The organism is Streptomyces sp. NPDC051105, assembly GCF_040682795.1.
Lineage (GTDB): Bacteria > Actinomycetota > Actinomycetes > Streptomycetales > Streptomycetaceae > Streptomyces.
On sequence record NZ_JBFBBR010000012.1, the window covers coordinates 145,700 to 159,965 of the forward strand.

Genomic DNA, 14,266 nt, shown 5'->3' on the forward strand with positions numbered 1-14,266 from the left:
CGACGTCGGCACCGGTCGTCGAGGATCGCGACCCGATGTGTTCCGGAGCCCGCAGTCCCCTTCCTCAGGTGTCTCGATTCGAGGGGTTCCTGGCCGTACCAGGGCGGCGGCGGAGCAGCGCGGCCGCCATCGTGGAGAACGAAGGAACTGACTGCTCCTTATCGGCGCATCGAAAGGAAGAACATCGTGTCCGACATCATCGCGGGTGTGAAAATCCCCGATACCGCGGCAGTGACGGAGGCCACGGATTTCCTCCGGGAAACGGCCAGCCCACTCATCTTCCACCACTCCCGGCGGGTTTTCCTCCTCGGTTCCCTGCAAGCGCGCGCGCTCGGTCTCCGGCCCGATCCCGAGCTGCTCTACATTTCCGCGATGTTCCACGACACGGGGCTTTCGACCCCGTTCTCCGACACGGAGCAGCGCTTCGAGCTCGACGGCGCCGACCACGCGCACGCGTTCCTGCTCGAGCGCGGCTTCTCGAAGAGCGCGGCCGACGTCGTGTGGACGGCGATCGCACTGCATACGACGCCCGGGATTCCCGGCCGGATGGGCCCGGAGACGGCCGCCACGAACTACGGCGTGCTGACCGACGCGATCGGCTGGGGACTGGAGCGGCTGCATCGCGACCGCGTGGACGAGATCCTTGCCGCCCATCCCCGTGGACAATTCAAGAAGGGATTCCTGGAGGCATTCGTCGAGGGACTCAAGAACCGTCCGGACACCACCTACGGAACCGTCAACGCGGACGTGCTGGAGCACTTCGTTCCGGGTTTCCGTCGCACGACCATGGTCGAACGCATCATGGAAGCGCCCTGGCCGAATTGACATCGAGGGCGCCCAAGGAAAACCGACGACACCAGCGGCTTCCGCCGCAGCCGCAGCCGTCGTCGTCCTGGCCGGCCGGCCGCCTTCACCGTGCCGGCGCTCGGCCCCCCCTGGTCGCCCTCGTCCACGTCGGACGGTCACCTCTCCACGCAACCGCCGGTCGCCTGATGCGATGGATATGCGCACTTTGCGGGAAACCAGACAGAGGCCGGTCGCAGACCGGCTCACCGGCGAGTTCACCGACCAGACAGGAAGAACGCTCATGCAAGCCATCACCGCCCCCGACCGCGACGCCGGAGTCAGCGGACTGATCCTCACCGACCGGCCGTATCCGCATGCCGCCGAGAACGACGTCGTCGTGCGGGTGCATGCCGCGGGATTCACCCGGGGGGAGCTCGCCTGGCCCGGAACGTGGACCGATCGCGCGGGCCGCGACCGGACGCCGAGCGTGCCCGGGCACGAGGTCTCGGGTGTCGTGGCGGAGCTGGGCTACGGAACCACCGGTCTCACGGTCGGCCAGCGGGTCTTCGGTCTGACCGACTGGGCCCGCGACGGCTCGCTGGCCGAGTACGTCGCCGTGGAAGCCCGCAACCTCGCCCCGCTGCCCGCGGATGTCGACCACACGGTGGCGGCCGCGCTGCCGATCTCCGGTCTGACGGCCTGGCAGGGCCTGTTCGACCACGCGCGGATCGTGACCGGCCAGACCGTCCTGATCCACGGTGCCGCGGGGGCCGTCGGCTCGCTCGCGGTGCAGCTCGCGCGGGAAGCGGGCACCCGCGTGATCGGCACCGGCCGGTCCGCCGACCGCGACATCGTCCTCGCGCTCGGCGCGCACGCGTTCCTCGACCTCGGCGCCGGCCGGCTGGCGGACGCCGGCGAGGTCGACTTGGTGTTCGACGTGATCGGCGGGGACGTCCTCGATCGTTCGGCCGCGCTCGTACGGGCCGGCGGCACGCTCGTCTCCATCGCCCAGCCGCCCACGGTCCGCCCCGAGGACGGGCGGGCCTTGTTCTTCGTCGTGGAACCCGACCGCACACGCCTCACGGACCTGGCGCAGCGCCTGCGGGACGGACGGCTCCGGGTGCGCGTCGGCGCGGTGCGCCCGCTGACCGAGGCGGTCGCGGCCTTCGCCCCTGGGCAACGCGTCCCCGGCAGGACCGTCATCCGGATCGCCGAGGACTGAGGAGCGGGATGCCTCCCGGCATGGCCAGCACAGTGTTCTGGGCCGACACCTGTCCGGTGCGGGCAGAGGAAGGCCACGAGGGCCCTTCCTGAGGGCGGCCACGAGGGTCCTTCCAGACGGCGGCCACGAGGGTCCTTCCTGACGACGGCCACCAGGGTCCTTCCTGACGACACGTCCTCGATCCGTCGGCACCACGGATCCAGGATCACGGCGGTCACCCCTTGCCCGATCTATCGAAAATCGATAGTTTCCCATCGTTGCTCGATGGAAGGATGGGTTGTGGGAAAGCTGACCGTGCGTGCGCTGCGCGCCGTGCTCGCGGTGGTGCTCGCCGGCACCGTGTTCGTACAGGCAGGGATGGTGTGGGCGTTGGCCACCGATCCGGAGGACGGGTCGCTCCCGCTGACCCCGCTGCGGGTGATCACGATCCTGGGCATGGTGTCGGCCCAGGTCGCCGTGGTCTCCGTATGGCGGCTGGTGACGATGGTGCGACGCGGAACCGTGTTCTCCCACGCCGCTTTCCGGTACGTGGACCGCGTGATCGGCGCGATCGCGGCGGCTGCCCTGCTGTGGTTCGCGGTCACGGGCATCAATGCGCCGGGTCAGCGGGACGACCCGGGCGTCTCGGTCATCATGGGCGGGATCGGCCTGGCCATCCTCGGGGTCGCGCTCATCGTGCTGGTGCTGCGGATGCTGCTCGCCCAGGCCGTCGCGCGCGACGTGGAAGCGGCGCAGATGCAGGCCGAGCTGGACGAGGTGATCTGATGCCGATCGCGGTCGACATCGACGTGATGCTGGCCAGGCGGAAGATGTCCGTGGGCGAGCTCGCCGACCGGGTGGGGATCACGCCCGCCAATCTGGCGGTACTCAAGAACGGCCGCGCCAAGGCAGTACGCTTCGCGACGCTCGCGGCGCTCTGCGAGGTACTCGAGTGTCAGCCGGGCGACCTCCTGCGCTGGGAGGCCGAGGACGCCGCCGGCGGATGACATGCCCCAGGGCGGGCGTGAAAGCGCCTGGCACGACCGGCCTGTGACACGCCACGTGGACCGCATGTCGGTGTCGAGCCCACGGTCGCCGTACAGGTCCTGAGGACAGTGGGTCTGTTGGTGCAGGGCCGTCAGTACGCGTGGTGGACCTGCCAGAAGGCCCAGGCCTGGCAGGGGCTGCCGTAGGTGGTGTTCATGTAGTTGAGGCCCCACTTGATCTGGGTGGCCGGGTTGGTCTGCCAGTCGGCGGCGACGGAGGCCATCTTGGAGCCGGGCAGGGCCTGCACGAGCCCGTAGGCGCCGGAGGACGGGTTGACGGCGAGGTAGTTCCAGGTGGACTCGTGGTCCACGATGTTGCTGAAGCACTGGAACTGGCTGCTGCCCACGATCTGCGCGGCCATCGCTTTGAGCTGCGCCACGGTGTAGGAACTCCGCACCGGGAAGGTGGAGGCGGAACCGCCGGCCGTGGTCTTTGCTTCTTCACGGTCCTCGGCGGCCTTGTCGGCGGCGGCCTTCTTGGCCTGTGCGGTCTTGGCCGCCGCCGCCCGGGCGGTCTGCTCGGCGTTCCTCCTGGCGCTCGCGTCCGCCTGGACGGCCACGGCGTCGGCCTGCCGCGTCAGCGACGCGGTCTGCACCTGCGCCTGCTGGCCCGGGGGCAGGTCCGCGAGGAGGGTGGCATCGGTCGCCGGCGCCTGCGCGTCGTTGTTCTGCGCGCTACTGCCGGAGGCGACACCGACGACGCTTCCGACAGCGGTGACCGCGGTGGCGGAGGCCACCGCCAACCCCCTCAACGGCATGGGGCTCACGTGCATCCCGTCCTCTTCGCCCGCGCCTCCGTGTGCGGTGTCCGACGGAAGCATCTCGCTTGCTGGATTCGGCAGTTGGAACACTCTGGCGTGCCGGACCGGCCGACGCAATCCCGGAGGAAGTGTGGATCCTCACACCCGCCCGAGAGCCGGTCGGGGCGCCCACCGTGTCGATCCGCGGTGAGCGGTCAGGGTAGAGGCAGTCGAAGATCACGCGGGATGGCGTCGATGGGGTGTCGAGCGGCAAAGGCCCCCCCGGGAGACGGGGACGGTGCGACGGGCTCCGGGAGAAGCCCGGCTGGAGGCCTGCTCTGTTCGGAACCGCTCGGCAGCGCCGCGGTGATGTGGGTCGCGGATGTCGCCGGGCCCGCCTCGACCGAGCGGGTGCCTTCCGGCGTGCCGGGCAGTGTGTGCGGACCGTCGGCGGTGGGCACCGCCTAGCCTCGTCGCCGTATCCCCCCGGACCGTGAAGCTGTGTGCGGCTGCCCGGAACAGGATGCCCGACGAATATCTCCGCAAACGCGTCACAAGTGAGGCGACTGACTTTGTGCCCTTCGAGGTGGTGGACGACCACGACGAACGCATGGACGGCTGGCTCCGTGAGGTTGGGGCGTCCATGCTTCTGGTCGCGCGCGGCATCCACCCGCGGATCGGGTGAGCGGGTGAGCGGTCTGGTGCGCCGCCGGATCCGTGCGGAGGGGGCGGAACCCGGCGAGGACCCGTTCCGCCACGTCCGCGTGGCGGACGTCGTGGTCCCTGGTCCGGCCGAGATCCTGGAGTCGCGGTGATCACTCATCCCAGTTTCACGGTGGAACCATGGTGCCTGCGTGAAAACGAGTTGAACCTCGACCTGCTCGCCCAGAGCGAGTCGGTGTTCGCCCTGTCCAACGGGCACATCGGATGGCGGGGAAACCTCGACGAGGGGGAGCCCCACGGGCTGCCCGGCGCTTACCTCAACGGCGTGTTCGAACGGCATCCACTGCCCTACGCGGAGGCCGGCTACGGGTACCCCGAGTCCGGCCAGACGATGATCAACATCACCGACGGCAAGATCATCCGGCTGCTGGTCGACGATCACCCGTGCGACCTCCGCTATGGTCGGCTGCTGGAGCACGAGCGGGTGCTGGACTTCCGTACGGGTGTGCTCAGCCGCACCGCGAAGTGGACCTCGCCCGGCGGTCGTACGGTCCGGATCACCTCGCGGCGGCTGGTGTCCTTCACCCAGCGGGCGGTGGCCGCGGTGGTGTACGAGATCGAACCGGTCGACGGACCGGCCACGGTGGCCGTGCAGTCCGAACTGGTCGCGAACGAAGAACTGCCCCGCCTGGTGGGCGATCCGCGAGTCGCCGCGGCGATCGAGTCCCCGTTGAGGTCGGAAGACAGCTTCGCGCAGGGAACCCGGCTACGGCTGCTGCACTGCACCGACCGCAGCGCGCTGCGGGTGGGAGCGGCGGCCGACCATCTGATCGAAGGACCGGAGAGCACCCGCTGGACCGCAGAGAGCGAGCCTGACGTCAGTCGTCTGACGGTGACGGCGGACCTGACGCCCGGGCAGCCGCTGCGGCTGTTCAAGTTCGTGGCCTACGGCTGGTCTGCGGAGCGTTCGCTGTCGGCCGTGCACGACCAGGTGGACGGAGCGGTGGCGGCCGCGGTCAGCACCGGCTGGGACGGGCTGGTGGCCGGGCAGCGGGCCTATCTGGACCGGTTCTGGGCCGGAGCGGATGTGGAGGTGGAGGGGGACGCGCAGATCCAGCAGGCGGTGCGATTCGCTCTCTTCCACGTGCTCCAGGCGGCCGCCCGTGGCGAGAACCGGGCGATTCCCGCGAAGGGGCTGACCGGGACGGGGTACGACGGGCACTGCTTCTGGGACACGGAGTCCTACGTGCTGCCGGTACTGACGTTCACCGCTCCGGAGGCCGTCGCGTCGGCACTGCGATGGCGGCACGGGATGCTGCCGGCGGCGCGGGACCGCGCCCGTGAGCTGAATCTGGCGGGGGCCATGTTCCCCTGGCGGACGATCGACGGTTCGGAGTCGTCCGCCTACTGGCCGGCCGGGACGGCCGCCTTCCACATCAACGCGGACATCGCCATGGCCGCGGTCCGGTACGTCATGGTGACCGGAGACGAGGAGTTCGAGCGAGGCGAGGGGCTCGACCTCCTCGTCGAAACCGCCCGACTGTGGCGTCGCCTCGGCCACCACGACGCGGACGGCGTCTTCCATATCGACGGTGTCACCGGACCCGACGAGTACAGCGCGATCTCGCGGGACAACCTGTACACCAACCTGATGGCGCGCCAGAATCTGCTGGCCGCCGCGGACGTGGCCGCGCGTCATCCGGACCGGGCCGAGGAACTCGGGGTCGACGAGGAGGAGACCGCCGGCTGGCGCGAGGCCGCCGCCCGCATGGCGATGCCGTACAACGAGACTCTCGGCGTGCACGAACAGTCGGCCGGATTCACCAGCCTCCAGCACTGGGACTTCGAGGCCACCCCACCCGAGCGCTACCCACTTCTCCTGCACTACCCCTACTTCGACCTGTACCGCAAACAAGTGGTGAAGCAGGCCGACCTCGTGCTGGCGATGCTGGAGTGCCCGTGGGCCTTCACCGACGAGGACACGGCACGCAACTTCGCCTACTACGAGGCGCTGACCGTCCGTGACTCCTCCTTGTCGGCGTGCTGCCAGGCGGTCCTCGCGGCCGAGACCGGGCATCTGCGGCTGGCCTACGCCTACCTCGCCGAGGCCGCGCTGATGGACCTCGACGACCTGGAGCACAACACCCGTGACGGTCTGCACATCGCCTCCCTCGCCGGGACATGGATCGCCTTGGTCGCCGGCTTCGGCGGCATGCGGCGACACCTTGACGACGACGGGAGGCCGGGTCTGGTGGGGTTCGCACCGCGCCTGCCCGAGGCGCTGTCCAGGGTGGCCTTCACGGTGCAGGCACTCGGGCAGAGGCTGAAGGTCGATATCGGGCAGACCCATGTGCGGTACCGGCTGATGGAAGGCGAACCGCTGATCGTGCTCCACTTCGGGGAGCCACTGACCATCACCGTCGACGAGCCGGTGGACCGCCGAGTCCCGCCCGCACCCGTCAACCCCGAGCCCCAACAGCCCCGGGGCCGCCGCCCGGAGGGCCTTCCGGTCGAGGAGGAGCCTCACGAGGAGACCCAGGGCTGACCTCCTCACCCTTGGTCCGGCTGCCTTGCGTCGACAGGAGCAGGAGCCGCGCAGAGCCACGTGCGGACGTGGCCCACGCCGTCCTCTTCGCCCCGACGAACACCCTCCTGACCGGCACCTGCCTGGCCGTCGACGGCGGCCGGCCCCTCAGAGTCGCCGCGGGCACCTGACCCGGAGACCGCGCCGACGGTTTCGGCGACCGGATGACAATCCTGAACACCATCGGTCGCCGGGCGCCGAGACGGTCGCCGCGACAGAACGCCTCGCTTCCGTGCGGGAGGGAAGCAAGGTCGGGACCTCCGCCGCCTCGGCCATGTCCTCCCGCCCCATTGTGTTGGACCTTGTGGCCCCTTACTGTTCGGCTTTGCCTGAGTCTGTTCGATGCTGATTGCTCAGGCGGATGGAGGCCGCAGTGCGAGGCAGTGGGATCCGTTCAGAGGTCGCGAGACCCGGTCGCCGTCGGTGGGGGAGGGTGCTCCTCGCGACGGCCGCGACCATAGCTCTGGCCATGGGCGTGACCGCGCCCGCCGCGGCGCGGGACGCCGGCAAGCAGACATCCGCCGCCGCACCCGCCGCCGCACCCGCCGTCAGTCCGCAGGCGCACACGGTGAGCCTCGACGGCTACTCGTTCCTCGTCGACGGCAAGCGCACCTACCTGTGGTCCGGCGAGTTCCACTACTTCCGGCTCCCGAGCCAGGACCTGTGGCGCGACATCTTCCAGAAGATGAAGGCCGCCGGTTTCAACTCCACCTCCCTGTACTTCGACTGGGGATACCACTCGCCGAAGCCGGGGGTGTACGACTTCACCGGGGTGCGGGACGTCGACAAGCTCCTCGACATGGCCCAGGAGGCCGGCCTCTACGTCATCGCCCGCCCGGCGCCGTACATCAACGCGGAGGTCGACAGCGGCGGATTGCCCGGCTGGCTGACCACCAAGGCAGGGCACAACCGCAGCGACGACCCGCAGTTCCTGAAGTACGCGGACGAGTGGCTGACGCAGATCGACCGCATCATCGCCCGCCACCAGCTGACCAACGGCACCGGCTCGGTCATCGCCTACCAGGTCGAGAACGAGTACTACAACGGCTCGGCCGCCGGCCGCTCCTACATGCAGCACCTGGAGGACAAGGCCCGCGCCGACGGCATCACGGTCCCGCTGACCGGCAACAACAACGGCACCTTCAACTCCGGTACGGGCGCCCTGGACGTCGACGGCCCGGACTCCTACCCGCAGGGCTTCGACTGCTCGAACCCCTCGAAGTGGAACGGCGTCCCCGACATCAGCTACGACCACCCGGCCGGAAAACCGCTGTACTCACCGGAGTTCCAGGGCGGCGCCTTCGACCCCTGGGGCGGACCGGGCTACGACAAGTGCGCCCAGCTGATCAACGACCAGTTCGCCAACGTGTTCTACAAGCAGAACATCGGCGTCGGCGCCACCGCGCAGAGCTTCTACATGACCTATGGCGGCACCAACTGGGGCTGGCTCGGCATGCCCGAGAACTACACCTCGTACGACTACGGGGCCGCGATCCGCGAGACCCGCCAGCTCGATCCCAAGTACTACGAGGACAAGCTGATCGGGTACTTCACGCAGTCGGTCGCCCCGCTGACCGAGACCGAGGCGATCAGGGCCACCCCGCCGGACGACTCGGCGATCGTCGACACCGCCCGGATGAACCCCGGCACCAAGACGCAGTTCCACGTCCTGCGGCACGGCAACTCCACGTCCACCGCGGTCGACAAGACCCACATCTCGCTGGACTTCAACGCCCAGCCGTCCGCGGACACCACCTACACCTGGGACGACCCCGACTCCGCGCTGCAATACACCGGTTCGTGGTCGCACGTGGCCAACACGAGCTACACCGGCGGCGACTACAAGCACACCGAGTCGTTCTCCAACAAGGCCGGTGACTCGGTCACCGTCCCCTTCGACGGCACCGCGATCCGCTGGATCGGATCGAAGACGAACAACCACGGCAACGCCGACGTCTACCTCGACGGCACCAAGGTGGCGACGGTCGACGACTCAGGCAGTGAGAGCCAGGCGGTCCTCTTCCAGAAGACCGGCCTGGCGCCCGGCGCACACACCCTGAAGATCGTCGTCGACGGGAACCACGGTTCGGGCTCCACGGACAACTACGTGGCCATCGACGCCATCGACGTCCCGACGGCCGACGCCACGCAGCCGACCTACCCGGTCGTGCCGCAGCAGCCGGGCACCGCGATCACGCTCGACGGACGCGACTCCCACGTGATCGTCGCGAACTACCGGCTCGGGGACGCACAGTTGCAGTACTCGACCTCGGAGATCATGACCAGCGCGACGATCGGCGACCGGGACGTGGCCGTGCTCTACGGCGACCAGGGCAGCGACGGCGAGACCGTCCTTCGCTCCGCGGCCAGGCCCACCGTGACTTCCACCGGCGGAACCGTCACGACCACCTGGGACGCCGCCACCGGCGACCTGCGGCTCAACTACACGCACAAGGGTCTCGTCCGCATCAGTATCAGCGACGGCGGGAAGCGCCCGCTGCTGCTGCTCGTCGGTGACAAGGCCACGGCCGAGACCTTCTGGCGCCAGGACACGGCGGCCGGCCCGGTACTCGTACGCGGTACCCATCTGCTGCGGACGGCGACCAGCCGGGACGGCGGCCGCACCGTGGCGCTCACCGGCGACAACGCCGACGACAAGAACATCGAGGTGTTCACCTCCGCCGCCCATGTCACCTGGAACGGCAGGACTCTGTGCAACAGGGCGACGGACACCGGGAGCCTGACCGGCACCATCCCGGTGGCCGCCTCGATACACCTGCCGGCGCTGACGAACTGGAAGCATGCCGAGGAATCCCCCGAAGCGGCGCCCGCATTCGACGACTCCAGCTGGCAGGTGGCCGACAAGGCGACCACCAACAGTGTCTCCGGCGCCAACTCACTGCCGGTGCTCTACGCGGACGACTACGGATTCCACACCGGCAACACCTGGTACCGCGGCCGCTTTAACGCCACCGGCAAGGAGAGCGGCATCCACCTGGTCTCGGACTCCGGCGGCAACGCCCAGGCGTTCTCCGCCTGGCTCAACGGCACCTTCCTGGGCAGTTCCACCACGGGCAGCGGCGACTTCGCCTTCCCGGCCGGCGCCGTGAAGTCCGCGGGCGACAACGTCCTCTCCGTGCTCACCGTGAACATGGGGCACGAGGAGGACTACAACTCCACCAACGGCAACAAGACCGCGCGCGGGCTGACCAGCGCCTCCCTCGTCGGAGCACCGTTGACCTCCGTCACCTGGCGGCTGCAGGGCGTGCGGGGCGGCGAGGACCTCCAGGACACGGTGCGCGGACCGCTCTCGACGGGCGGCCTGTACGGCGAACGGGCCGGGTGGTCACTGCCCGGCTATCCGGACCACAACTGGAACCAGGTGTCCCTGCCGACGACCGACACCCGTCCCGGGGTCTCCTGGTACCGAACCGACGTCGACCTCGCCCTGCCGCACGGCCAGGACACCTCGCTCGGGCTGACGTTCACCGACGACCCGGCACGCAAGTACCGTGCCACGATCTTCGTGAACGGCTGGCAGGTCGGCAACTACGTCAACTACCTGGGTCCGCAGCACACGTTCCCGGTCCCCGACGGGATCCTGAACCCGAACGGCCACAACAGCATCGCCATCGCCGTGTGGAACCTCGACGGCAGCACCGGCGGCCTCGGCAAGGTCTCGCTCACCGACTACGGCAGCTACGCCTCGTCCCTGCGCGTCGCGCAGAACGACAGCCCGCGCTACGACGCCCGGACCTACGCCCTGCCGAAGCGCCCGGGAGCGGATGTCACCCTGGACGTGCCGGACACCGCGCAGCCGGGACAGGCCTTCACGGCCAAGGCGACGGTCGAGGTCCCGAAGAACCGGCCGTCCGCCTCCGGGCTGACGGCCTCGCTCTCCGCCCCCGACGGCTGGAGCGTGAGCGCCACGAGCCCCACATCGGTCGACCGCCTGCGACCCGGCAATGCGGCCACCTTCACCTGGCAGGTCCAGCCGCCGGCCGGGACGCTGCCGTCCGCCTCGACGCTCACCGCCACGGTGCGCTACCGGCAGAGCGGCCGGCAGGCCACCGGCGCCGACGAGCGCATCGTCGGCGGGATCCCGCCCGCTCCGCCGGCCGGCAAGAGCGAGGTGAGCGACCTGGCGTTCCTGTCGTCCACCAACGGGTGGGGTCCGGTGGAGCGGGACAGCAGCGTCGGCGAGCAGGCCGCCGGGGACGGCCGTCCGATCGCCATCGCCGGTGTCGGTCACGCCAAGGGCCTGGGTACCAACTCCGTCAGCGACGTCCAGCTCTACCTCGCCGGACAGTGCTCGCGCTTCACGGCGGACGTCGGAGTCGACGACGAGACGGGCGGTGCGGGCACGGTGACGTTCTCCGTGATCGCCGACGGCAGGACCCTCGTGACCACGCCGACGATCCGCGGCAAACAGGCCGCCGTGCCGATCGACGTCGACGTCAGCGGCGCCCAGGTGATCGACCTCAAGGTCGGTGACGCGGGCGACGGCAACGGCAACGACCACGGAGACTGGGGGACACCGACACTGACCTGCGGCTAGTGCCGCGGCAGGCAACGTTCGCCGTCGCGACGCCCGGCACGCTCCCCCAGAGGGGGGTACCCCCACCCGCCGCACCGGGCGCAAGCCCAAGTGCATCCAGTACGAGGGCTCGCACCCGGCACGCCGAGAGCACGCACCGGACGCCGCTCCTCGAAAGGGCAAACGTTGCTTGCCGCGGCACTGGGCCGTCGCCCTCATCCGGCCCGGGCGAGCCCGGCCGGGCCGGGCCACGGAACCACCGGGGGTGACGGGCCCGCCGGTCGGTGACACGATGCGAGAGGCGAGAAAGGTGGCAGCCGTGGTGCCGGACGTCCGTGCGTTTCTGGGCGCGATGCTCTTCCGCCGGGTGGCAGGCCCCGACGGTCCGGCCACCCGTGCCCGTATCCACGGCACACCCGGCCCCCGCTGGTTCGCCCCCGGTCGTCCGATCCGCGTCGTCCACGGGGACGCCTCCATGTTCGTCGGCGGACTGAGCGCCCTTCTTCTGCAGTCCCTGCATCCCCTCGCCATGGCCGCCGTCGCGGCGCACTCCGGATACCGCGGCGACCCGTGGGGACGGCTCCAGCGCACCAGCGCCTTTCTGGCGGTGACCACCTACGGCGTGGCGGACGACGCCCAGGCGGCCGTTGCCGCGGTGCGGGGCATCCACGAGAAGGTGCGCGGGACGACGCCGGACGGCGAGCCGTACCACGCGGCCGACCCGCACCTGCTCGGGTGGGTGCACGCGGCCGAGACGGAGTGCTTCCTGCGCGCACACGAACGCTTCGGCTCCGCTCCGCTGGACCGGGCCGGCTATGACGCCTATGTCGCCGACACCGCGCGGGTCGCCGAGGCACTCGGGGTGATCGATCCGCCGCGTGACCGCCGGGAGCTGTCCGCGCGGCTGACCGGCTACCGGCCCGAGCTCAGGGCCACGCCCGAGGCCCGGTCCGCGGCCCGCTTCCTGCTCCTGGAACCCCCGCTGCCCCTGCCGGTCCGTCCCGTGTACGGGGTACTCGCCGCCAACGCCGTGACACTGCTGCCCTCCTGGGCCAGGTCGCTGCTGCGGCTGCCCCGTCTCGCGGTCGTCGAGGACGTCACGGTGCGCCCGGCCGGGCAGCTGCTCACCCGCACGATCCGCTGGGCCATGAGCACCCCCGACGTTTCGTAGCGGCCGCCCCGGCACAGCGGGAACCTGCCGTGCCCCGAGGGGCACGGCAGGTCCGGTGGTCACCTCAGGTCCGGTGCCCGGGGCATTCCGCGCGTCTCCGCCCACTCCGTCCCCCGTGACCAGAGCCCGGCACCGCCCCCGTGCCGGACGCGGCCCCTGGTGAGCAGCGCCGTGTCCGCCGAGGTCCGTGGCGGTGAACCCGGCACGGCAACGCCGTCGGACATCCTCCGCAAGACGGCATCGGCCCGTCGGCCCGCTACCGGCGGGCTCACCCGCGGTGGTACTCCGCGACCGCCACGCGACCGGACCGCAGGGACGACCGCCGCTGCGCCGGGCTGCCCAAGGTGTGCGCGAGCGCGAGGAGATCGTCGTCCGACACCACCCGCAGGCCGAACTCCGCCAGCAGCGCGGCCATCCGCCGCGGCCGCCACAGTGAACGCCACGGTTCGCCCGACGTCACGGAACTGCCGAGCAGGCGTGCCAGCAGCCGCCCCACGGACGCCCGTGCCGACGGCGCCTGGTAGTTGACGACGAGCGTGCTGCCCGGGGCCGACCGGGCGGCGAGCGCGGCGACCGTGGCCCGGACCTCGTCGCGGGTGAGGTAGGGCACGACGCCCTCCCACAGCCATGTCGTCAGGGCGGACGGGTCGTGCCCGGCCGCATCCAGCACCGCACCGAGATCATCGACAGCGAGATCGACCGGCGTGAACTGTACGGAACGGGCGGCGGCCGGCAATTCCTCGGCGACGGCGAGGCGGGCGCGTTTGTCCTGCTGGGAGGCCGGATGGTCGACCTCCCACACATCCGTCCGCGCGAGCTCGGGCAGCCGCCACGCGCGGGTGTCCAGGCCGGCGCCGAGGATCACGAGCTGGCCGGTCGGGCGGGCGCGCAGGGCCCCGTCGATCGCGACCGTCCGCGGCGCGACCACCTCGGCGCACGCCCGCACACTCTCGTACGTGACGCGCGCCTGCCAGCCCTCCGGCACCGTGCCCGCGCGTACCTCGTCCACGGGCGCGCGCTCCGCGGCGCGCAGCAGCCGTACCGCCACCGGATCCGCGAACCGGCCCGCGGCGATCCTCCCGTCCGCCGCCGCCCGTCCCTGGCAGACCAGGACCGCCGTCCGGCTCGCCGCACGCCCGCTCTCGCTCATGGAGCCGTATTCAACACCACCCCCACCGCGCCCCTCACTTGGCGTCCGAAGGCGGCGGACGGCAAAGTCCGTGCCCGGCGGGGCGAGCGCGAGTCGGCGGCGCGCCCGTGCCCGGCGATCCCGTCGTCCGAAGACGTCTAGTGCTGTGACCGGAAAGGGTTGCCGGGAAGCTCGCGGCGTCCGGTGCGGTGCATCGCAAGGCGGAGCATCACCCGCGTACCGGATGTACTCGCTGGATGTACTCGGTTGGTGCGACACCGCGGCGAGGTGCCGTGCCGGGCGTCGCGAGCCGGTGAACCCTTCCGGTCGCGGCACTAGGCGCCGGCCCGCACGACGCGCCCCGACCGCGCCGGGTGGCCGCGCCGTCTGCAAGGCCCCCGCCTCGCGC

Annotated in this window: 10 protein-coding genes; 8 read left to right on the forward strand and 2 right to left on the reverse strand. The window is 70.6% G+C overall.

Annotation, left to right across the window (positions count from 1 at the left end):
- The first annotated feature begins 186 nt into the window (after positions 1 to 186).
- From AB0N16_RS28120 to AB0N16_RS28135, 4 genes are all read left to right on the forward strand, one after another.
- Positions 187 to 825, forward strand: coding sequence for an HD domain-containing protein (locus AB0N16_RS28120; protein WP_365801371.1), 639 nt, complete (start codon positions 187 to 189; stop codon positions 823 to 825).
- A gap of 262 nt (positions 826 to 1,087) precedes the next feature.
- Positions 1,088 to 2,008: an NADP-dependent oxidoreductase gene (locus AB0N16_RS28125; RefSeq protein ID WP_365801373.1), complete on the forward strand. Its 921-nt coding sequence runs from the start codon at positions 1,088 to 1,090 to the stop codon at positions 2,006 to 2,008.
- A 279-nt stretch (positions 2,009 to 2,287) separates the two neighbouring features.
- Positions 2,288 to 2,773, forward strand: a complete 486-nt coding sequence (locus AB0N16_RS28130; protein ID WP_365801375.1) for a DUF2975 domain-containing protein — start codon at positions 2,288 to 2,290, stop codon at positions 2,771 to 2,773.
- A complete protein-coding gene (locus tag AB0N16_RS28135) occupies positions 2,773 to 2,994 on the forward strand; it encodes a helix-turn-helix transcriptional regulator (protein WP_030724363.1) in 222 nt (73 codons plus the stop codon). The genes AB0N16_RS28130 and AB0N16_RS28135 overlap by 1 nt, the downstream gene beginning before the upstream one ends.
- 131 nt (positions 2,995 to 3,125) lie before the next feature.
- Here AB0N16_RS28135 and AB0N16_RS28140 read toward each other — a convergent pair whose 3' ends face one another.
- Positions 3,126 to 3,800 (reverse strand): lytic transglycosylase domain-containing protein, encoded by a 675-nt coding sequence (locus AB0N16_RS28140; RefSeq protein WP_365801586.1) that lies wholly within the window; start codon positions 3,798 to 3,800, stop codon positions 3,126 to 3,128.
- A gap of 662 nt (positions 3,801 to 4,462) precedes the next feature.
- On the opposite strand from AB0N16_RS28140, the gene AB0N16_RS28145 reads away from it, so the two are divergent.
- From AB0N16_RS28145 to AB0N16_RS28160, 4 genes are all read left to right on the forward strand, one after another.
- Positions 4,463 to 4,588, forward strand: a complete 126-nt coding sequence (locus tag AB0N16_RS28145; RefSeq protein ID WP_365801377.1) for a hypothetical protein — start codon at positions 4,463 to 4,465, stop codon at positions 4,586 to 4,588.
- A complete protein-coding gene (locus AB0N16_RS28150) occupies positions 4,585 to 6,981 on the forward strand; it encodes a glycosyl hydrolase family 65 protein (protein ID WP_365801379.1) in 2,397 nt (798 codons plus the stop codon). The genes AB0N16_RS28145 and AB0N16_RS28150 overlap by 4 nt, the downstream gene beginning before the upstream one ends.
- Positions 6,982 to 7,393: 412 nt before the next feature.
- On the forward strand, positions 7,394 to 11,578 hold the full coding sequence (locus AB0N16_RS28155) for a beta-galactosidase (RefSeq protein ID WP_365801381.1): 4,185 nt from the start codon (positions 7,394 to 7,396) through the stop codon (positions 11,576 to 11,578).
- 271 nt (positions 11,579 to 11,849) lie between these two features.
- Positions 11,850 to 12,728: an oxygenase MpaB family protein gene (locus AB0N16_RS28160; protein WP_365801383.1), complete on the forward strand. Its 879-nt coding sequence runs from the start codon at positions 11,850 to 11,852 to the stop codon at positions 12,726 to 12,728.
- Positions 12,729 to 12,996: 268 nt separating this feature from the next.
- Here AB0N16_RS28160 and AB0N16_RS28165 read toward each other — a convergent pair whose 3' ends face one another.
- Positions 12,997 to 13,878 (reverse strand): class I SAM-dependent methyltransferase, encoded by an 882-nt coding sequence (locus AB0N16_RS28165; RefSeq protein WP_365801385.1) that lies wholly within the window; start codon positions 13,876 to 13,878, stop codon positions 12,997 to 12,999.
- Between the last annotated feature and the right edge of the window lie 388 nt (positions 13,879 to 14,266).

Coding starts and splice junctions, on each gene's coding strand:
- AB0N16_RS28165 (WP_365801385.1), bottom strand. CDS start 13,878: ATGAGCGAGAGCGGGCGTGCGGCGAGCCGGACGGCGGTCCTGGTCTGC.
- AB0N16_RS28135 (WP_030724363.1), top strand. CDS start 2,773: ATGCCGATCGCGGTCGACATCGACGTGATGCTGGCCAGGCGGAAGATG.
- AB0N16_RS28125 (WP_365801373.1), top strand. CDS start 1,088: ATGCAAGCCATCACCGCCCCCGACCGCGACGCCGGAGTCAGCGGACTG.
- AB0N16_RS28160 (WP_365801383.1), top strand. CDS start 11,850: ATGCGAGAGGCGAGAAAGGTGGCAGCCGTGGTGCCGGACGTCCGTGCG.